The organism is uncultured Azohydromonas sp. (assembly GCF_937926365.1).
Taxonomy (GTDB): domain Bacteria; phylum Pseudomonadota; class Gammaproteobacteria; order Burkholderiales; family Burkholderiaceae_C; genus Azohydromonas.
Genome location: NZ_CALAOH010000038.1, coordinates 1 through 19,606 on the forward strand (window position 1 = coordinate 1; position 19,606 = coordinate 19,606).

The following is a 19,606-nucleotide window of genomic DNA, read 5'->3' on the forward strand; positions in this document are numbered from 1 at the left end:
ATGAACATGTTGCCGAAGGGATCGTAGACCTGCTGCCAGACCATGGCTTGTCTCCTCCAGGAGCTCGGATACGTTGTGAATGCATTGCGAGCCCTGGAGGGCCCGACACCGGCCGGCATGAGAGGACGCTAGGCGCGTCCCGATGTTTTGGCCGGCGCGGATGGTCGTGGCCTGGTCAACCGCTGACAAACGAAAGTTTTTAAGGGGGGCGGCAAATTGTTTTCATCGGGGGTAAACCCTGGCATCGCCCCTCGTGCCTTTGGCAGTCCCCTCGATCTGCCCGAAGGCGATGCCCGCCCCGCGGCCGGGGTGCCGGCGCAGGAGGGTATCCCGCGCAACGGGCATGTGTTGCAGTGCCCCGGCACGCTACGGGGCCGCGGTGTCGGCGGGTTCGGACCTCAATGCCCGCCCAGCCAGACGAACTTGAACAGGAACACCCCGGCGATCAGCCAGCTCATGAAGTGCACCTGCTTCGCCTGCCCCGTGAACAGCTTCAGCGCCGCGTAGGTGATGAAGCCGAAGGCCAGGCCGTTGGCGATGGAGTAGGTGAAGGGCATGGCCAGCGCCGTGACGGCCGCCGGGATGATCTCGGTGCTGTCGTCCCAGTCCAGCTCGGTGAGCTCGCGCAGCATCAGGCAGGCGACGTAGAACAGCGCCGGCGCCGTGGCGTAGGCCGGCACCGCGCCGGCCAGCGGCGCGATGAACAGGCAGGCCAGGAACAGCGCCGCCACCGTCACCGCCGTCAGCCCCGTGCGGCCGCCGGCCTGCACGCCGGTGGCGCTCTCGACGTAGGCCGTGGTGCTGGAAGTGCCCAGCAGCGAGCCCGCGAAGATCGCGCCGCTGTCGGCCAGCAGCGCCTTGTTCATGCGCTCCATCTTTCCCGCCTGCAGCAGCCCGGCGCGGCGCGCCACGCCCATGAGCGTGCCGGTGGCGTCGAACAGCTCGACCAGGAAGAACACCAGCACCACGTTGAGCACGCCCGCGGCCAGCGCGCCGGAGATGTCCAGTTGCAGGAAGGTCGGCGCGATCGAGGGCGGCGCGGAGAACACGCCCTTGAACTGGTTGCCGCCTACAACGAAGGACAGCAGCGTCACGGCCACGATGCCGATCAGGATCGCGCCGCGCACCTTGAAGCGGTCCAGCACCACGATCACCAGGAAGCCCAGCACCGCCAGCAGCACCGGCGTCTTGTGCACGTCGCCCAGCGTCACGAAGGTCGCCGGCGAGGCGGCCACGATGCCCGCGCTCTTGAGCGCGATCAGCGCCAGGAACATGCCGATGCCCACCGTGATGGCGATGCGAAGCGTGTGCGGTATGCCGCGGATGATCAGCTCGCGCAGCCGCAGCAGCGTCACCGCCAGGAACAGGCAGCCGGAGATGAACACCGCGCCCAGCGCGACGCGCCAGTCGTAGCCCATGCCCTGCACCACCACGTAGGCGAAGTAGGCGTTGAGCCCCATGCCTGGCGCCAGCGCGATGGGGTAGTTGGCGAACAGGCCCATCACCAGCGTGCCCAGCGCCGCGATCAGGCAGGTGGCGACGAACACCGCCTCGCGCGGCATGCCGGCGTCGCCCAGGATGGCCGGGTTGACGAAGACGATGTAGGCCATCGTCAGGAAAGTGGTGAGCCCGGCAACGAGCTCGGTGCGCACGCTGGTGCCGTGCTCGCGCAGGCGGAACAGCCGTTCCACCAGCGAGCGGTTCACGCCGACGGCGCTCATGTCGGGCTCGGTGTTGCCGGGTGCGGATGCAACGGGCGCGGCAAGGCGCCCACCGGGCAAGGTGGAATCGGGCAAGGCCATGGGGTGTCTCCTTTGGTGGATGAAAGAGCGCTCTGCGGCGCTTGATTGCTGGGGTGATTCATGCCATGCGCGGCACGTGCGCCGGTCTTCAGCCGCGCGCCCAGCGCTCGGTGCCCGCCACCCAGGCCGACACCAGGTTGCGTTCGTCGCCCAGCGTCATCCAGGCGAACACGCGCTCGTGCAGGTTGCGCGCCAGGCGGTCGCGGTGCTGCGCCAGCGGGCCGTGGGCCCAGTCCCACACCGTGATGTCCGCGGTGGCGCCCTGCTCCAGCGAGCCGATCTCCGAATCCAGCCGCAGCGCGCGCGCCGCGCCCAGCGTGGCGGCGTACAGCGCCTTCCAGGCCGTGAGCTTCACGCCCTGCAGCGCCTGCACCTTGTAGGCCTCGGCCAGGGTGCGCACCATCGACAGCGTCGTGCCCGCGCCCACGTCGGTGGCCAGCGACACGGCCACGCCCGCGTCCTGCAGCTTGGCCCAGTCCAGCAGCCCGCTGCCCAGGAAGAGATTGGAGGTCGGACAGTGCGCGACGTGCGCGCCGGTGTCGGCCAGCAGGCGCCGGTCCGCGTCGTCCAGCCAGATGCCGTGCGCCAGCACCGAGCGCTCGTTGAGCAGGCCGTGCCCGGCATACACGTCCAGGTAGCTGCGTGCCTCGGGGAAGATCTCCGCCACCCAGCGCACCTCGTCCATGTTCTCGGCCACGTGCGTGTGCATGTAGGTGCCGGGATAGCGCGCCAGCAGCTTGCCGGCCATGTCCAGCTGCGCGGGCGTGCTGGTGGGCGCGAAGCGCGGCGTGAGCGCGTAGGCCGCCCGGCCCTTGCCGTGCCAGCGCTCGATCAGCTCGATGCAGTCGGCCTCGGCGCCTTCCACGTCGTCGCTGAGGTAATCGGGCACGAAGCGGTTCATCAGCACCTTGCCGGTGACCAGCCGCATGCCGTGTCCCGCGGCGGCCTCGAACAGCGCATCGACCGAGACCTTGTGCACGGTCGGAAACACCACCGCCGACGTGGTGCCGTGCGCCAGCAGCAGGCCCAGGAAGCGGTTGGCGCCCTCGCGCGCGGCGGCGGCCTCCTCGAAGCGGCGTTCGGCCGGGAACACGTAGCGCTCCAGCCAGGGCAGCAGCGCCTCGCCGTGGCTGGCGATCACGTCGAGCTGCGGGCAGTGCACGTGCGTGTCGATGAAGCCCGGCAGCAGCAGCCGGCCGGAGAAGTCGCGCTGGTCCCAGTCCTCGCCCGGCTGCTCGTGGGTGCGGCCCGCGATGCGGCCGTCCTCGATGAGCAGCCAGCAGTCGGGATCGAAGCGCACGGCGGGCGCGTCCACGGTGCTCAGGCCGGGGTCGCCGGTGAAGTCGAGCAAATCGGCGCGCAGGGCGAGGCGGCGGGTCATGCGGGAGTCTCCTGGGAGCTTGGGTCGTCTTGGGCGGGCGCGCGGCGCCGCGGGGATTCGGCCTCGGCGACGAGGTTGCGCACCACGTCGCGCACCTGCTCGCGCAGCCAGCGCGCCGCGGGCGAGGCATGGGTGGCGTCGTGCCAGAGCTGGTAGTAGCTCAGCGGCGGGAAGGCCACCGGGCACTTCACGGCACGCACCGGCAAGCGCTGTGCGTAGCGGCTGCAGAACAGCCGCCCGGTGGTGAGCACCAGGTGCGAGCGAGCCACCATCAGCGGCGCCAGGCCGAAGTACGGGCTGCGCACGGCAATGCGGCGCGACAGGCCCTGTTGGGCCAGGAATTCGTCGATCACGCCCTGCGCGCCCGGGTGCAGCGGCGTGGGCGCCAGGTGCTCCGCGGCCAGGTAGCGCTCGGCCGTCCAGGTGCGCGGGTTGCGCACCGCCGGGTGGTCCTGCGCCACTAGGCACACCACCTCGTCGCTGAACAGGCGCGCCAGGTGCAGCTCGCCCGGGGGCTGCAGCCAGTTGCCGATCACCAGCTCCACCTCGCCGCGCGCCAGGGCGCGGCGGTAGTCGTAGTCGGCGGACAGGGCGTGGATCTCCAGCTCGATGCCGGGCGCCACCGTCTTGAGCCGCTCCACCAGCCCGGGCAGGAACAGCGGGTCCAGGTAGTCGCTCGCGGCGATGCGGAAGGCCTGCTTCGCCGTGGCCGGCTCGAAGGCGCGGGCGCTGCCGCCGCCGAAGATCGTGGCCGCGTGGCGCAGCAGCTCGCCGGCGGGCTCCAGCAGCTCCAGCGCCAGCGGCGTGGGCGCCATGCCGCTGCCCGCGCGCACCAGCAGCGGATCGCCCACCAGATGGCGCAGCCGCCGCAGCTGGGCGCTGACGGCGGGTTGCGTGCTGCCCAGCTTGAGGGCGGCGCGCGAGACGCTGCGTTCGCTGATCACGGTGTGGAGGACCTTCACGAGTTGGAGCTCGATCTTGTCCAAAGCGGAGGGCTGCGCCATACGTCCACCGGCATAGTGAGGATGCGAGCCATCGTATACACCGCGGTTCACGAGCGTGTACCTTTGCCGGCATGAACACGCCCCGCCCCATCCGCTTTTTCCACCGCGGCCGCATCGTCTCGGTGCTGTCCGCCCCGACGCGCAGCGTGCTGCAGTGGCTGCGCGAAGACGAAGGCTGCACCGGCACCAAGGAAGGCTGCAACGAAGGCGACTGCGGCGCCTGCACCGTCGTCGTGGCCGAGCTGGCCGATGGCCCCGGCCCGGACGTGGTGCAGGGCCTGCGGCTGCGCAGCGTCAACGCCTGCATCCGCTTCCTGCCCACGCTGGACGGCAAGGCCCTGCTGACGGTGGAGGATCTCAAGCCCATCGCCGGCGGCCAGCTTCACCCGGTGCAGCAGGCGCTGGTGGACTGCCACGGCTCGCAATGCGGCTTCTGCACCCCCGGCTTCGCCATGTCGCTCACGGCCTGCTACGAGCGCCATTGCGAATCCGGCACACGGCCCACGCGCCAGGAGCTGGCCGACGAGCTCGCCGGCAACCTGTGCCGCTGCACCGGCTACCGGCCCATCCTCGACGCCGGCCAGAAGATGTTTGACTACTCAACCGCCCGCCTGGACGCCGCGCCCATCGTGCAGGCGCTCCAGAGCCTGCGGGAAGAGCCCGCGCTGTCCCTGCCCGGCTTCGAGGCGCCGCGCACGCTGGACGAGCTGGCCGCGCTGCGCGAGGCCCAGCCGCAGGCCACGCTGCTGGCCGGCGCCACGGACATCGGCCTCTGGAACAACAAGTTATTTAGGCCGCTGCCGCAGCTGCTGTACGTGGGCGAGGTGCAGGAGCTGCAGCGCATCGAGGAAGACGGCGAGGTGCTGCGCATCGGCGCCGGTGCCTCGCTGGAGGACGCCTGGAGCGCGCTGGCGCGGCGCGTGCCGGAGCTGCGCGAGGTGTGGCTGCGCTTCGCCTCGCCGCCGGTGCGCCATGCCGGCACGCTGGGCGGCAACGTCGCCAACGGCTCGCCCATCGGCGACGGCGCGCCGGTGCTGATGGCGCTGGGCGCCACGCTGGTGCTGCGCCGCGGCGCCCGCGTGCGCCGGCTGCCGCTGCAGGATTTCTACGTGGACTACATGAAGAACCGCCTGGAGCCGGGCGAGTTCCTGCAGGCCCTCGAGGTGCCGCCCCTGGCGCCCGAGGCCACGGTGCGGGTGTGGAAGATCTCCAAGCGCTACGACAGCGACATCTCGGCCGTCTGCGGCGCCTTCCTGCTGGCGCTGGACGGCAACCGCGTCAAGGAGGCGCGATTCGTCTTCGGCGGCATGGCCGCCACCGTCAAGCGCGCCGCGCAGGCCGAGGCCGCCGTGACGGGCCAACCCTGGACCACGGCCACCGTCAACGCCGCCATGGCGGCGCTGTCGAAGGACTTCACGCCCCTCACCGACCAGCGCGCCAGCGCCGATTACCGGCTGCGCGTGGCGCGCAACCTGCTGCTCAAACTCTGGCTGCAGACGCGCGTGGACGCGCCGCCCCTGGCCGTGGAGGCCGGCAGCGTGTGGCAGGCGGCCTGACGCAGGAGGACATCACCATGAACCGAGCCGTCGAAAGCTTCCTGAACACCGATCCCGCCGCCCGGGCGCACAGCGGCGCCCGCGTGGGCGTGCCGCGCCCGCACGAGTCCGCGCACCTGCACGTGGCCGGCGCCGCGCCCTACGTGGACGACATCCCCGAGGTCGCCGGCACGCTGCACGCCGCGCTGGGCCTCTCGCCCGTGGCGCACGGCAAGCTGCGCGGCATCGACCTGGACAAGTTGCGCGCACAACCCGGCGTGGTGGCGGTGCTCACCGCAGCGGACATCCCGGGCAGCAACGACTGCGGGGCCATCGTGCACGACGAGCCGATCCTGGCCGTGGGCGAGGTGCAGTTCCTGGGGCAGCCGGTGTTCGCCGTCATCGCCACCGAGCGCGAGCTGGCGCGCCGCGCCGCGGCGCTGGCCAAGCAGGTGCTGGACATCGAGCCGCTGCCGCCCGTGCTCAGCGCGCGCGAGGCGCATGCGAAGGGCCAGTACGTGGTGCCGCCCGCGCACCTGGTGCGCGGCGACGCGCGCGCCGCCATCGCCGCCGCGCCGCACCGCCTGCAGGACCGTTTCGTCCTCGGCGGCCAGGAGCAGTTCTACCTGGAGGGGCAGATCAGCTACGCCGTGCCGCAGGAGGACGGTTGCCTGAAGGTGCACTGCTCCACCCAGCACCCCAGCGAGATGCAGCACGTGGTGGCGCACATGCTGGGCAAGCAGAAGCACCACGTGCAGGTCGAGTGCCGGCGCATGGGCGGCGGCTTCGGCGGCAAGGAGTCGCAATCGGCCATCTTCGCCAGCATCGCCAGCCTGGCGGCGTTCAAGCTCGGCCGGCCCGTGAAGCTGCGCCCGGACCGCGACGACGACTTCATGATCACCGGCCGGCGCCACGCCTTTGAATTCGACGTGGACGTGGGCTTCGACGACGAGGGCCGGCTGCTGGGCGTGGAAGTGGAGATGCTGACCAACGCCGGCTGGAGCGCGGACCTCTCCGCCGCCGTGATGGGCCGGGCGCTGTGCCACTTCGACAACGCCTACTGGCTGCCCGACGTGGCCATGCACGGCTACTGCGCGCGCACCAACACGCAGAGCAACACGGCCTTCCGCGGCTTCGGCGGCCCGCAGGGCGCCTTCGCCATCGAGCACGTCATCGACACCGTCGCGCGCCGCCTGGGCCGCGACCCGCTGGAGGTGCGCCGCGCCAACTTCTACGGCGTGGGCGAGCGCGACGTGACGCCCTACGAGCAGAAGGTCGAAGGCAACGTGATCGAGCCGCTGGTGGCGGACCTGGAAGCCTCGTCGGGCTACCAGGCGCGCCGGGCCGAGATCGCGGCCTGGAACGCCAGCAGCCCGGTGCTCAAGCGCGGCATCGCGCTCACGCCGGTGAAGTTCGGCATCAGCTTCAACGTGCAGCACCTGAACCAGGCCGGCGCGCTGGTGCACCTCTACACCGACGGCTCCGCGCTGGTGAACCACGGCGGCACGGAGATGGGCCAGGGGCTCAACACCAAGGTGGCGCAGGTGGTGGCGCACGAGCTGGGCCTGAGTTTTGATCGCATCCGCGTCACGGCCACCGACACCTTCAAGGTGGTGAACACCTCGGCCACGGCCGCGTCCACCGGCAGCGACCTCAACGGCAAGGCGGCGCAGGACGCGGCGCGGCAGATCCGCGAGCGCCTGGCGGCCTTCGCGGCGCAGAAGCACGGCGGCGCCCCGGAGGGCGTGCGCTTCGTCCACGACAACGTGGAGGTCAACGGCCGGCGCCTGCCCATCGAGGAACTGCTGGTGGAGGCGTACCTGGCGCGCGTGCAGCTCTGGAGCGACGGCTTCTACGCCACGCCGGGCCTGCACTGGGACTCGCAGCGGATGAAGGGCCGGCCCTTCTACTACTTCGCCTACGGCGCGGCGGTGTCGGAGGTGGTGGTGGACACGCTCACCGGCGAGACGAAGCTGCTGCGCGGGGACCTGCTGCACGACGTGGGCAAGTCGCTGAACCCGGCCCTGGACCTGGGCCAGGTGGAGGGCGCCTACATCCAGGGCATGGGCTGGCTGACGATGGAGGAGCTGGTCTGGCACCCCAAGACCGGCGCCCTGCTCACCCACGCGCCCAGCACCTACAAGATCCCCACGGCCAACGACGCGCCGGCGGTGTTCAACGCGCGGCTGTTCGACAACACCAACGTGGCCGACAGCATCCACCGCAGCAAGGCGGTGGGCGAGCCGCCGCTGCTGCTGGGCTTCAGCGTGTGGCACGCGATCCGCGACGCGGTGTCCTCCATCGGCGGCCACCGCTTCGACCCGCCGCTGCGCGCCCCGGCCACGGCGGAAGCCGTGCTGGACGCGGTGGAAGCCGTGCAGGCCGCGGCGGCGCAGGCGTCCGCCCCGGCCGAGGATGCCGCTGAAACCGTGGAGGCGAAGTGAGCACCGCCGCGCTGCAGGCCACGGCGCGCGAGTGGCTCGCGCGCGGCGAGCGCGCGATCGAGGTGCGCGTGGCGCAGGCGCGCGGCTCCGCGCCGCGCGAGGCGGGCACGCGCATGCTGGTGAGCGCGCGCGAGGCGGCCGGCACCGTGGGCGGCGGGCACCTGGAGCTGCAGGCCATCGAGCTGGCGCGCGGCATGCTCGCGGCTGGCGAGACACAACCAAGGGAAAAGCACTACCCACTGGGCCCGGCGCTGGGCCAGTGCTGCGGCGGCGCGGTGACGCTGGCCTTCGAGCCGCTGACGCCCGCCGTGCTGGCGAACTGGCCGGCGCCGCAGCCGCGTTTCACCTTGCAGCTCTACGGGGCCGGCCACGTGGGGCGAGCGATCGTCAAGCTGCTCTCGGGCATCGACTGCAAGGTGCAGTGGATCGACGAGCGCGAGGACGAATTCCCCGCCGGCCCGCTGCCGCCGCACGTCGAGAAGGTGTGCGTGGACGCGGTGGAAGGCGAGGTGGACGTGGCCGAGCCCGGCGCCTTCTACCTGGTGCTCACGCACAACCACGACCTGGACCTGCGCATCACCGAGGCGGTGCTGCGGCGCGGGGATTTCGGTTTCCTGGGGCTGATCGGGTCGCAGACGAAGAAAGCGCGGTTTCTCCACCGCTTCGAAGCGCGGGGGATTTCGCCGGAAACCCTTTCCCGGATGACTTGTCCGATCGGGATTCCGGGGATCGAGGGGAAGGAGCCGGAGGTGATTGCGGTGTCGGTGGTGGCGCAGTTGCTGCAGGTGGGGTCGGCACGGGCCTGAGCCATGCCCGAACGCGATCTGGACATCCTGCTGCGCCACATGGCGCCGCACCTGCACCCGCAGACCTACGTCTACTGCTGCGTGGCCGACGGGCACGTGCCGCCCGGCCTGGAGCCCATCTGCACCTTCCGCGAGGACGAGGGCCTGACGCTCATCGTCGAGAAGGAGCATGCCGAGCACGCCGGCTTGCCCTCCACCTTCGAGTCGCGCCGCATCACGCTGACGGTGAATTCGGCGCTGGAGGCCGTGGGCTTCCTGGCCGCCGTCTCGGCCCGGCTGGGGCGGCCGGCATCTCCTGCAACGCCGTGGCCGGCTACCACCATGACCACCTGTTCGTGCCTGCGGCACGCGCCGAGGAGGCGCTGGCGGTGCTGGCCGCGCCGGCTGCCAGCTCTTGAGCTCGACCGGGAGTCAACCCGCCCAATCCACCCCCTGCCCCGCCTTCCAAGCCAAAAACTCCCCCGGCCGCAATCCATACCGCGCCAGCACCCCTTCGTGCAGCCGCCGCAGCTCCTCCACGATCAGCGCCCGCACCGCGTCGCGCTCGCCTTCCGGCACCGCCACCGCCACGCGCGTCGAGATCAGCGACAGCGCATCCGCCTCCGGCTGCGTCACCACCTCCCGCACCGTGCGCTTGATCAGCTCGCGCCACGCCAGCCGCAGCGGATCGGGCTGCGCCAGGTCCTGCCGGATCGCCAGGTATTCCTGCGTGGAGCGCTCGTAGGCCCAGACGTAGAGATCGCGCAGCAGTTCCACCCGGCCCATCTCGTACACGCCCAGGACAGCGCGGCTGTAGGCCTGCTCCGGCACGCCCAGGAAGGTCAGCGGGCACAGGTTGGCCCGGAACAGCGGCAGGTTGGCCGCCAGCCGTGACGTGCGCTTGTTCAGGTCGGCGAAGGCCTGCAGGTAGGGCAGCTGCACCATGGCGAAGAAGGACTGCTCGAACGGGTCGGCGATGCGCTGCGCCTTGTCCAGCAGCAGGTCCAGCGCCTCCTCGATCTGCTGCGGCACCGACAGCGGCCGGTACACGCTCTGGCTGATGTCCACCGCATGCCGGCGGATGCGGCCCTCGTCGGCCGGGTTGGGCAGCAGGTTCTCCGACAGCGCGCTGTGCAGGTTCATCAGCGTGTAGCGGTTGAAGCCCGCGCTGCCAATGTCCTCTACCAGCAGCTCGATGGCGCTCTTGTGGTTGAGGATCATCTGCGTCTCGATCGCGGCCTTGCCCTGCGCCACGCGGCCGTGCTCGATCAGCTCCCGCGTGTCCAGCCGGGAGTAGGTGTTGCCCTCCAGGTGGCTGGAAGCCCAGGACAGGTCGATCAGCAGCCGGCCCAGGATCGCGCGGCTGTAGGTGCCGGCCGGCGCCTCGGCCTGCGCGGTGCGGCCCATCGCGTGCAACTGCCGCCGCAACGGTTCCGGCAGGTAGAAGCTGCGGTTGGGCTCGTAGTCCTCCAGGAACTCGCGCTGCCAGCCCACGGGCTTGCGCCGCTCCAGCGGCAACTCGACGTAGGCCAGGATGTCGCGGCTGTCGGGCGAAACCGGGATGCCCTGGGGGAAGACGTCCGAAGCCGCCGGCGGCGTCGGCGCCTCGGCCCCGAAATAGCGGCGCCCGCGGGCTTGGCCTTCGGCCCGGATGCGGCCCGCCTCCAGCAGTTGCCTGATCCAGCGCTGCGCCGTGCGCTGCGCCACGCCCGGATGCCGGGCCAGCAGCTCGGCCAGCGTCAGCCCTTTGGGAGCGGACTGGATGGACTTCAGCAGCGCGGCGGCCGGGCCGCCATCCGGCATGGTTTCAGGAGGCATGGCGCGATTCTGGCGCCATTGCTGGCGCGATTACCCCGAATCGCGCCATCCAAGTGGCGCCGTTCTGGCGCGATTTGCGTAAACCGCGCCACTGCCGCGCGTTGGGCGATCAGTCGCCCACGATGTGGCGTTCCTTGATGATGGCCGCGAAGCGCTTGGAATCCTCCGCCGCCGTGGCGCCGAACTGCGCCGGCGTCATGGGCGCGGGAATGCCGCCGAGCTGCGCGATGCGCTCCTTGAAGGCCGGGGTGGCGATGATCTTGTTCACCTCGGTGTTGAGCCGGTTCACCACCTCCGCCGGCGTGCCCGCGGGGGCGTAGATCCCGAAGTAGCTGTCGGCGTTGAAGCCCTTGAGACCGGCCTCGTCCAGCGTGGGCACGTCCGGGAACAGCGGCGAGCGCTTGGGGCTGCCCACCGCCAGCACCCGCACCTTGCCGGCCTTGACGTGCGGAATCGCCACGCCCGGGTCGAACAGGAAGTCCACCTGCCCGCCCAGCAGGTCCGTGAGCGCCGGGGCCGCGCCGCGGTAGGGCACATGGGTGGCATCGACGCCGGCCTGGCTCTTCATCATCTCGGTGGCCAGGTGCGGCGAGCTGCCGTTGCCCGGCGTGCCGTAGCTGCGCTTGCCCGGGTTGGCCTTGAGGTCGGCGATAAAACCCTTGAAGTCCTTGATCGGGCTGTCCTGGCGCACCACCAGGAACACCAGCACCCGCGCCGCGGCGGCCACGGGCGTGAGGTCCTTGGCCGGGTCGAAGCTCATCTTCGGGTAGATGTGCGGGTTCACCGACACCATGCCGCCGGAGCTCATGAGGATGGTGTAGCCGTCGGGCGGGCTCTTGGCGACGGCGTCGCCGCCCAGGTTGCCGCCGGAGCCGCCGCGGTTCTCCACCACCACCGGCTGGCCCAGCGCCTCCTGCAGCGGCTGCGCGATGGCGCGCCCGATCTGGTCCGCCGCGCCGCCGGGCGGGAAGTTCACGACCATCTTCACGGGCTTGGTCGGCCACTGCGGGCCTTGGGCCCAGGCGGCGGTGGTGAGGGCGCAGGCGGCGGCGAGGGCCAGGGCGCGGAGGCGCTTGGTCATGGGTGTCTCCTTGGAGTTGTCGAAGGCCCAGGCCCGATGGGACCCAGACCCTGCTTGTCGTTCAGAACGGGTAGTGCCTCGCCCCCGTCTGCACCGTGATCCAGCGCAGCTCGGTGAACTCGTCGATGCCGGCCTTGCCGCCGAAGCGGCCCCAGCCGCTGCCCTTGACGCCGCCGAAGGGCATCTGCGCCTCGTCGTGCACCGTGGGGCCGTTGACGTGGCAGATGCCGCTCTCGATGCGCTGCGCCACCTGCATCGCCCGCGCGATGTCGCGGCCGAACACCGCCGCCGACAGGCCGTAATCGTTGTCGTTGGCACAGGCCACCGCCGCCTCCACGCCCTTCACGCGCACGATGGCCTTCACCGGCGCGAAGCTTTCCTCGTGGTAGAGGCGCATCTCCGGCGTCACGTGGTCCAGCAGCGTCGCAGGCATCAGCGTGCTGTCGGCCTTGCCGCCGCACACCAGCGTCGCGCCCTTGGACACGGCGTCGTCGATCAGCTCGTTGCAGCGGTGCACGGTTGCCATGTCCACCACCGAGCCCAGCACCACCGGGCCCTGGCGCGGATCGCCCAGCGGCAGCGCCTGCGCGCGCGCCGCGAGCTTGGCGACGAACTCGTCGGCCACCGCCTCGTCCACGATCAGCCGCTCGGTGGACATGCAGATCTGCCCCGAGTTGGCGAAGGCGCCGAAGGTGGCCGCGGCCACTGCGGCATCGACGTCCGCGTCGTCCAGCACCACCAGCGGCGCCTTGCCGCCCAGCTCCAGCACGCTGCGCTTGAGGTACTTGGCGCAGGTGGCGGCGATCAGCTTGCCCACGCGCGTGGAACCGGTGAAGTTCACGCGCCGCACCGCCGGGTGCGCCACCATCGCCTCCACGATCTCGCCCGCGTCCTTGGGCGCGTTGGTGATGAAGTTCACCACCCCGCGCGGAAAGCCCGCCGCCTGGCAGGCCCGCACGATCAGCCCGTGCGTGGCCGGGCAGATCTCGCTGCCCTTGAGCACCACCGAGTTGCCGCAGGCCAGCGCCACCGCGATGGCGCGCACCGACAGGATCACCGGCGCGTTCCACGGCGCGATCGCCAGCACCACGCCCGCGCTCTGGCGCACCGCCATCGCCACGCTGCCGGGCACGTTGGACGGAATCACCTCGCCGCCGATCTGCGTGGTGATGGCCGCGGCCTCGCGCAGCATGTCCGCCGCCAGGTGCACGTTGAAGCCGGCCCAGATGGCCGACGAGCCCGTCTCCGCGGCCATGGCCTGCGCGAAGGCTTCGCCCTGGGCCTCCAGCGCGTCGGCCGCCTTGGCCAGCAGTGCGCGGCGCTCGCCAGGGCCGGTCTGTGACCAGCTCTTGAAAGCCTCGGCCGCGGCGTCCACCGCCGCCACCGCGTCCGCCACCGTGGCGGCCGGCGCCACCGTGGCAACGCCGCCGTCCAGCGGGTTGCGGCGCTCGAACGTGGCGCCGTTGCCCGCCTGGCAGGCCTCGCCGTTGATCAGCATGTCGATGCGGTTCATGTCTTGTCTCCTCTTACGCATATCTCGTCACACCCGCGCAGGCGGGTGTCCACGAACGCCGGGCTGCATCCCGGTCGGCGTGGATGCCCGCCTGCGCGGGCATGACGAACAAGTATTCCGGCTTCGATGAGCGGCCGAGTCAGGCCACTTCCACTTCCACCAGCACCGGCTTGTCGGAGCAAAGGGCGGACGCGAGCGCGTCGCGCAGCTGCGCCGCCGTCTCCACGCGCACGCCGTCCACGCCTTGGGCGCGAGCCAGGCCGGCGAAGTCCAGGTCCGGCAAATCGGTGCCCTCCAGCCGGTCGCCCGGCTTGAAGCCGAACACGCCGGCGAACTCCTGCAGCGCGGCGTAGCGGCGGTTCTTCAGGATCACGAAGGTGACGGGCAGCTTCATCTGCGCCGCGCTCCACAGCGCCTGGATCGAGTACATCGCCGAGCCGTCGCCGATGAGGCCGATCACGCGTTGCCGCGCGCTCTTGGCCATCGCCACGCCCACCGCCGCCGGCATGGAGTGGCCCAGGCCGCCGCTGCACATGGTGTAGAAGGTCTCGCTCTCGTAGATCGGCAGGTACTCGTGCATCACGGGGCGCGCGCTGGGCGCCTCCTCCACCACGATGGAGTCGCGCGGGCGCAGCTCGTCCAGGGTCTGCAGCACGTAGGCCACCGACAGCCGCTCGCCCGGCACCGGTGGCTCCGCGCGCGGCCGGGCCGCTCGCGCCGGCGGCAGCGCCCGCTCGCGCGGCGCGGGGCGCGCCAGCAGGTCCTGCAAGCCCAGGCGGATGCTGCCCACCGCGGACGTGCCCAGCGGCGTCCAGCTCGCGGTGGCCGGGTCGTCGATCAGCTGCGCCAGCGCCGCGCCCTCGGGGATGTGCGGCCCCTGCCCTTCCACGTGGTAGGTGAAGGCCGGCGCGCCGATGGCGAAGATGAAATCGTGGCCGGCGAGCTTGCCCACGATGCGCTCGCGCATGGCGGGCAGGAAGCCGGCGAAGAGCCGATGGTCCTCCGGGAAGCCGCAGCGCCCGGACATGGGCGCCACGAACACGCGCGCGTTGTGGCGCTCGGCCAGCTGCACCGTCTCCTGCCAGGCCTCGTCGCGGTCCACCGCGGCGCCGATGACGAAGGCCGGGCGCTCGCAGGCGTCGAGCTGCTCGCCGATGGCCGCCAGCAGCGCCGGTTCCGGCCGCAACTGGGTGCTGACCTGGCGCGCCGGAACGAAATCGCAGGGCTTGGCCCAGTCGTCCGACGGGATGGACACCAGCACCGGACCGCGCGGCGGCAGCATCGCCAGGTAGTAGGCGCGCGCGATGGCGTGCGGCACGTCCTCGGCGCGCGCGGGCTCGATGCTCCACTTCACGTAGGGCTTCGCCAGCTCCGTGGCCTGGCCCGAGTACAGGAAGGGCTCGTAGGGAAGGATGGAGCGCGCCTGCTGCCCGGCCGTGATCACCATCGGGGTCCGGTTCTTGAAGGCGGTAAAAATGTTGCCCATGGCGTGGCCCACGCCGGCCGCGGAGTGCAGGTTCACGAAGGCCGCGTTGCGCGTGGCCTGCGCGTGGCCGTCGGCCATGCCCACCACCACCGACTCCTGCAGCCCCAGCACGTAGCTGAAGTCCTCGGGAAAGTCGAGGAACAGCGGCAGCTCGGTGGAGCCGGGGTTGCCGAAGATCTTGGTCATGCCGAACTCGCGCAGCAGCGCGATCACGGCTTCGCGCACGGTGGGCTGCGCGGCGGGCTTGTTCATGGGGTGTCTCCTGCGTCCGTGTCCTGCTCAGGACTCGGAGCGCAGTCTGCGCGCCGTCTACTCATGCATCAATAAGATGAGGCTGCTAAGTCTTATCCATGCAATGCATGATCCGGCGCCGCCCGCGCGCCGCGCTGCCGCCCTTTCTTTCCATGCACATCGAGAACCTGGACCTGAACCTGCTGCGCCTGTTCGACGCGGTGTACCGGCTGCGCAACGTCAGCCGCGCCGCCGAGGCGCTGAACCTGTCGCAGCCGGCGGCCAGCCAGGGCCTGACGCGGCTGCGGCTGCAACTAAAGGACCCGCTGTTCATGCGCGCCGCGGGCGGGGTGCGGCCCACGCCGCGAGCGCAGCGGCTGGCGGGGGCGGTGCAGTCGGCGCTGGGCGTCCTGGAGCAGGCGCTGGGCGAGTTCGAGCAGTTCGACCCGGCGGCCTCGCGCATGGCGTTGCGGCTGCACCTGAGCGACATCGGCGAGGCGCGCTTCCTGCCGCCGCTGATGGCGGCGCTGGGCCGCGAGGCGCCGGGCATCACGGTGGGCAGCGTGTGGCTGCCGCACGAGGAGATCGGCGCGGCGCTGGATGGCGGGCAGCTGGATTTCGCCATCGGCTTCCTGCCCACGGTGCTGGAGACGCGGCAGGTGGCGCTGCTGCGCGACCGCTACGTGGTGCTGGTCAACGGCCAGCACCCGCTGCTGGCGCAGGCCGCCGGCCCGGTGGACGCGCGGGCGCTGCAGGCGCTGGAGTTCGTGGCGGTGCGCTCGCACGGCGAGACGCTGCGCATCCTGCAGCAGCTGGGGCTGCAGGAGCGGGTGCGGCTGACCTGCAGCAACTTCCTGGCGCTGCCGGCGATCGTGCGCAGCACGGCGCTGGCGGTGGTGCTGCCGCGCGACGTGGCGCTGGATTTCACGCTGGACGGCAGCTGCGCGCTGGTGGAGCCGGTGCTGCCGCAACCGGATTTCACGGTGTCGCTGCACTGGAGCCGCCGCTTCGAGGCCGACGCGGCGCAATGCTGGGTGCGGGAGCTGCTGATGCGGCTGTTCCGGCAGGAGGAGCGGCGCACCGGGTCCTGAGCCCCAAAAGAAAACCCCTCGCCCGCTTGCACGGGAGAGGGGCGAAGAAAAGCTGTGAGCCGGTGTGGCGTGTGCGGTCAGGCCGCCACCACCTCGTCCTGCGCCAGCTTGCGCAGCGCCGGCAGGTCCAGCACGCGCACGTTGTAGCCGGAGACGTCGATGACGCCCTGTGTCATGAAGCTGCGCATCAGGCGCGACAGCGTCTCGGGCGTGATCGCCAGTTGCGAGGCGATGTCGCGCTTGCGCTCGCGCAGCAGCACCTGCGCCTGGCCCGGCACTTCGGGCACCGGCGCGCAGCGCTGGTGCAGCCAGGCGGCCAGCCGTGCCGGCGCGTCCTTGTGCATGAGCTCGTGCGTGTTGAGCGTGAGCGTGCGCACCTCGCGCGCCAGCGCCTGGATCAGCAGCGCGCCCAGTTGCGGGTCGTCGTCGAGCAGCGTGGTCAGCCCCAGGCGCGGCAGCTCCAGCACCGTGACGTCGGACACCGCCAGCGCGTCCAGCGCGTGCGTGCCCGACAGCCAGGCCGAGGCCAGGTCCAGCCAGGCCGGCGCGTGCAGCATGCGCTCGATGCGGAACTGGCCGTCGCTGGCCTGGCGCAGCCCCAGCGCGGCGTCGCCCTCGACCAATGCCACCAGCGTCTGGGCCGGGTCGCGGCGGGTGTAGATAAGGTTGCCGGCAGTGACGCAGCGCACCTGGGCAATCGCGTCGAGCGCCTGCGCTTCGGCCGAGCCGAGCGACGGCGCGTCCAGCAGTGCGGCCCAACTGCGGCGCGAAGCCGCGACGCGGGTCGCCGCGCGCGCGGCGTTCCGGGCCAGGCCCGGGGAAACCGACAGGGAAGCAGGGATGGATGACATGGCCGAAAGGTGCGGTCCGTTCTCGGGGAATGGGGCCGATGGTCGCCCAGCCCCCGCCACCCGGGCTTGCGGCAGATCAACCGCTCCCGGCACGGGGGTGCGGCGACAATTCCGGCATGCGCGCTACATCTTCACTGCCCGGCCTGCACAGCCCCGCCGCCGGATTCGACGAGCCCTTCGAGGTGCTTAACGCCTGTCATGAACGCGTGCGCCGCAGCCTGGGGCTGCTGCAGCGGCTGGTGGCGCACGTGGCGCGGCATGGTGCCGACGTCCAGGCGCGCGACGCCGCGCGCGACGTGGCGCGCTACTTCAACCTCGCCGCGCCCGCGCACCACGAGGACGAGGAGCGCCACGTGCTGCCGCTGCTGCGCGCCAGCGCCGACGCGCGGCTGCACGAGGCCGCGCAGCGCATGCTGGCGGACCACGAGCGCATCCGCACCACGTGGCTGGCGCTGGAGCCGGCGCTGCAGGCCCTGCAGCGCGGCGAGATCGCCCCGGAGCTGGCCGAAGCCGCGCAGGCCTTCGTGCAGGCGCACGAGGGGCACCTGGAGCTGGAGGACGGGCTGGCCTTCCCCGGCGCTCGGGCGCAGCAGGAGGCCGCCGCCGATGGCGCGGCGCAGCGCGAGGCGATGGGGCGCGAGATGGCGCAGCGCCGCGGCGTGAAGCCGGCGTAGCGGGCCGGAAACCTCATTCCGTGAAGCCCGGCAGCGCCGGCGAGCCGCGCATGCCGGCCATCACGCGGCCGTCCTGGGTGACGGCCACGCTGATGCCCATGCAGTGCAGCTCGATGAGCTCGCCGCGGTCGCTGTAGGCAAAGCGCAGCTCGCCGCCGTCCAGGAAGCTCACGCAGTGCGAGGTGAGCCCGGCCACGCGCACCACGTCGTGGCAGCGCACCTCGCACACGTTGCACAAGCCCACGCTGGTGATGACGGGCAGCTCGGCCAGGAGCTGGCCCTGGGTGCGGGTGAAGCGCGCGCCCCAGTCGGTGGCGTGGGTCTGGCCCTCGGCGAGCTGCGGCGGTCTGGGCTGATCGGGCATGGCGTCCTCCCTGGGAATGTGGTGCTTCACTGGGTGCAGTTGGCTGGGTCGATAGCCGGTGTGCCGTGGTGGAACACGCCGCCACCCTTGAGGCGCAAGGGCTGGCCCGGCGGCCGGCTCCCGGACACGGGCGCTGCGGAGGCGAACTGCTCGGCACGCCCCCATTGCCGCACGCCGCACCGGACGGCTCCATGGGAGCTTGCTGGGGGAGGTGCCGGGACTCGTGACCCGGGCGCACCGGGAGCTTCGTCCCGGGTGGGGTGGAACAGCGGCCCGGCCGGCGTGTTCAGGCCTCTTCGCTGCAGGCGCGCGCGCGTCCCTCGGACTTGGCGCGGTAGAGCTGCGCGTCGGCGCGCGCGAACAGCGCCGCGGCGTCGTCCATCAGCTGTGGCCGGGCGGTGGCCACGCCCAGGCTCAGCGTCACCACCCCGGGCGGCGAGTCGGGATGCGCCAGCGCCAGCGCGCGCACGCCGGCCCCCAGCTGGTGCGCCAGGTGCCGCGCGCCCGCGGCCTCGGTGCGCGGCAGGATGCAGGCGAACTCCTCGCCACCCCAGCGCGCCACCAGGTCGCCCGGGCGGCGCAGCCCGGCCTGCAGCTGCTGCGCCACGCGGCGCAGGCAGTCGTCGCCGGCTTGGTGCCCGAAGCGGTCGTTGAAGGCCTTGAAGTGGTCGATGTCGGCGATCAGCAGCGACAGCGTGCTGCCCTCGCGCTGCGCGCGGCGCCACTCCAGCACGAGCTGCTCGTCGAAGTGGCGCCGGTTGTACACGCCGGTGAGGCCGTCCACGAGCGCCAGGCGGCGCAGCTGGTCGGCCTGCGCCTTGAGCGTGAGGTGCGTGCGCACGCGCGCGCGCACCACGCGCGGATTGAAGGGCTTGACGATGAAGTCCACCGCCCCGGCGTCCAGCGCGCGGGTCTCGTTGGCCTCGTCCTGGAGCGCGGTGATGAAGATCACCGGGATGTCGCGCGTGGCCGGCTCGGCCTTGAGCCGCGCGCACACCTCGATGCCGCCCAGCCCGGGCATGCACATGTCCAGCAGCACCAGGTCGGGCTGGCGCTCGCGGCACAGCACCAGCGCCTGCTCGCCCTGCGTGGCCATCAGCAGCCGGCAGCCGCTGTCCACGAACACCTGGTGCAGCGCGTGGATGTTGGCCGGCTGGTCATCCACCAACAGCAGCCGCGGCGGCTCCGCGCCGGGCATCAGGATTCCATCGGGAGTCGGTTTCATGAGTTTTCTTGGACCTTCTCGATGAGGCCGCGGCAGTGTGCCAGCGCCGCTTCCAGGTCCAGCCGCGCCAGGGCCCGGTCCAGCGCGTGGCAATCGTCCGGCGGCAGCAGCGGGCGCAGTTGCGCGTGCACCTCCAGCGCATGCAGGTCGGACTGCGCCAGCAGCCCCATCAGGCTGCGCAGCAGCGGCTCCAGGGCCGGCGCGGCCGCGGGCACGGCCTGCGCCGCTGCCGGCGTGGCCTCCAGCCGCGCCGCCACGCGTTCGCCCTCGGCCAGCGCAATGCCGCGCCCCTTGGCCGCGGCTTCGCCCAGCATCAGGGCC

General features: G+C 71.7%; 16 protein-coding genes and 1 pseudogene. 6 read left to right on the plus strand and 11 right to left on the minus strand.

The features are described 5' to 3' along the window. Positions 1 to 398 precede the first annotated feature (398 nt). The 3 genes from Q0741_RS03625 to Q0741_RS03635 form a co-directional block, all read right to left on the minus strand. The gene (locus Q0741_RS03625; protein WP_298231846.1) at positions 399 to 1,721 is read right to left on the minus strand and encodes an NCS2 family permease; all 1,323 of its coding nucleotides are present in this window, start codon (positions 1,719 to 1,721) and stop codon (positions 399 to 401) included. A gap of 169 nt (positions 1,722 to 1,890) precedes the next feature. Next, positions 1,891 to 3,183 carry a guanine deaminase gene (gene guaD, locus Q0741_RS03630; RefSeq protein WP_298231832.1) on the minus strand — a complete coding sequence of 431 codons (1,293 nt, stop codon included), beginning with the start codon at positions 3,181 to 3,183 and terminating at the stop codon, positions 1,891 to 1,893. Then, positions 3,180 to 4,187: a LysR family transcriptional regulator gene (locus tag Q0741_RS03635; protein ID WP_298231833.1), complete on the minus strand. Its 1,008-nt coding sequence runs from the start codon at positions 4,185 to 4,187 to the stop codon at positions 3,180 to 3,182. Before Q0741_RS03635 ends, guaD begins: the two co-directional genes overlap by 4 nt. 71 nt (positions 4,188 to 4,258) lie before the next feature. Here Q0741_RS03635 and xdhA point away from each other — a divergent pair, with 71 nt between their 5' ends. The 4 genes and pseudogenes from xdhA to Q0741_RS03655 form a co-directional block, all read left to right on the plus strand. Beyond that, complete coding sequence (gene xdhA, locus Q0741_RS03640; protein WP_298231834.1) at positions 4,259 to 5,743, plus strand: xanthine dehydrogenase small subunit; 1,485 nt, start codon at positions 4,259 to 4,261, stop codon at positions 5,741 to 5,743. Between the two features lie 17 nt (positions 5,744 to 5,760). Further along, positions 5,761 to 8,166 (plus strand): xanthine dehydrogenase molybdopterin binding subunit, encoded by a 2,406-nt coding sequence (xdhB, locus tag Q0741_RS03645; RefSeq protein WP_298231835.1) that lies wholly within the window; start codon positions 5,761 to 5,763, stop codon positions 8,164 to 8,166. After that, positions 8,163 to 8,972: a xanthine dehydrogenase accessory protein XdhC gene (xdhC, locus tag Q0741_RS03650; protein ID WP_298231836.1), complete on the plus strand. Its 810-nt coding sequence runs from the start codon at positions 8,163 to 8,165 to the stop codon at positions 8,970 to 8,972. The genes xdhB and xdhC overlap by 4 nt, the downstream gene beginning before the upstream one ends. 39 nt (positions 8,973 to 9,011) lie before the next feature. Continuing rightward, positions 9,012 to 9,119 (plus strand): annotated as a pseudogene (locus Q0741_RS03655) (ACT domain-containing protein); the annotation flags it as partial. 264 nt (positions 9,120 to 9,383) lie between these two features. Here the strand turns inward: Q0741_RS03655 and Q0741_RS03660 are convergent. The 4 genes from Q0741_RS03660 to mdlC all read right to left on the minus strand — a co-directional run bounded on the left by Q0741_RS03660 (position 9,384) and on the right by mdlC (position 15,101). Next, the gene (locus tag Q0741_RS03660; protein ID WP_298231837.1) at positions 9,384 to 10,769 is read right to left on the minus strand and encodes a Fic family protein; all 1,386 of its coding nucleotides are present in this window, start codon (positions 10,767 to 10,769) and stop codon (positions 9,384 to 9,386) included. Positions 10,770 to 10,878: 109 nt separating this feature from the next. Next, positions 10,879 to 11,850 (minus strand): tripartite tricarboxylate transporter substrate binding protein, encoded by a 972-nt coding sequence (locus tag Q0741_RS03665; RefSeq protein ID WP_298231838.1) that lies wholly within the window; start codon positions 11,848 to 11,850, stop codon positions 10,879 to 10,881. A 61-nt stretch (positions 11,851 to 11,911) separates the two neighbouring features. Further along, complete coding sequence (locus tag Q0741_RS03670) at positions 11,912 to 13,363, minus strand: aldehyde dehydrogenase (protein ID WP_298231839.1); 1,452 nt, start codon at positions 13,361 to 13,363, stop codon at positions 11,912 to 11,914. A 139-nt stretch (positions 13,364 to 13,502) separates the two neighbouring features. After that, positions 13,503 to 15,101: a benzoylformate decarboxylase gene (mdlC, locus tag Q0741_RS03675; RefSeq protein WP_298231840.1), complete on the minus strand. Its 1,599-nt coding sequence runs from the start codon at positions 15,099 to 15,101 to the stop codon at positions 13,503 to 13,505. A 107-nt stretch (positions 15,102 to 15,208) separates the two neighbouring features. Between mdlC and Q0741_RS03680 the strand changes: the two genes are divergently transcribed. Next, positions 15,209 to 16,171, plus strand: a complete 963-nt coding sequence (locus Q0741_RS03680) for a LysR family transcriptional regulator (protein ID WP_298231847.1) — start codon at positions 15,209 to 15,211, stop codon at positions 16,169 to 16,171. Between the two features lie 77 nt (positions 16,172 to 16,248). On the opposite strand, the gene Q0741_RS03685 is transcribed toward Q0741_RS03680, so the two are convergent. Further along, on the minus strand, positions 16,249 to 17,022 hold the full coding sequence (locus tag Q0741_RS03685; RefSeq protein ID WP_298231841.1) for a Crp/Fnr family transcriptional regulator: 774 nt from the start codon (positions 17,020 to 17,022) through the stop codon (positions 16,249 to 16,251). Between the two features lie 116 nt (positions 17,023 to 17,138). Between Q0741_RS03685 and Q0741_RS03690 the strand changes: the two genes are divergently transcribed. Continuing rightward, positions 17,139 to 17,696 carry a hemerythrin domain-containing protein gene (locus tag Q0741_RS03690; protein ID WP_298231842.1) on the plus strand — a complete coding sequence of 186 codons (558 nt, stop codon included), beginning with the start codon at positions 17,139 to 17,141 and terminating at the stop codon, positions 17,694 to 17,696. A 13-nt stretch (positions 17,697 to 17,709) separates the two neighbouring features. On the opposite strand, the gene Q0741_RS03695 is transcribed toward Q0741_RS03690, so the two are convergent. The 3 genes from Q0741_RS03695 to Q0741_RS03705 all read right to left on the minus strand — a co-directional run. Beyond that, positions 17,710 to 18,060 carry a hypothetical protein gene (locus tag Q0741_RS03695; protein WP_298231843.1) on the minus strand — a complete coding sequence of 117 codons (351 nt, stop codon included), beginning with the start codon at positions 18,058 to 18,060 and terminating at the stop codon, positions 17,710 to 17,712. 286 nt (positions 18,061 to 18,346) lie between these two features. Next, a complete protein-coding gene (locus Q0741_RS03700) occupies positions 18,347 to 19,285 on the minus strand; it encodes a diguanylate cyclase (protein ID WP_298231844.1) in 939 nt (312 codons plus the stop codon). Then, a partial coding sequence (locus Q0741_RS03705) for a hypothetical protein (protein WP_298231845.1) occupies positions 19,282 to 19,606 on the minus strand: 325 nt, incomplete at its 5' end. The genes Q0741_RS03700 and Q0741_RS03705, both read right to left, overlap by 4 nt.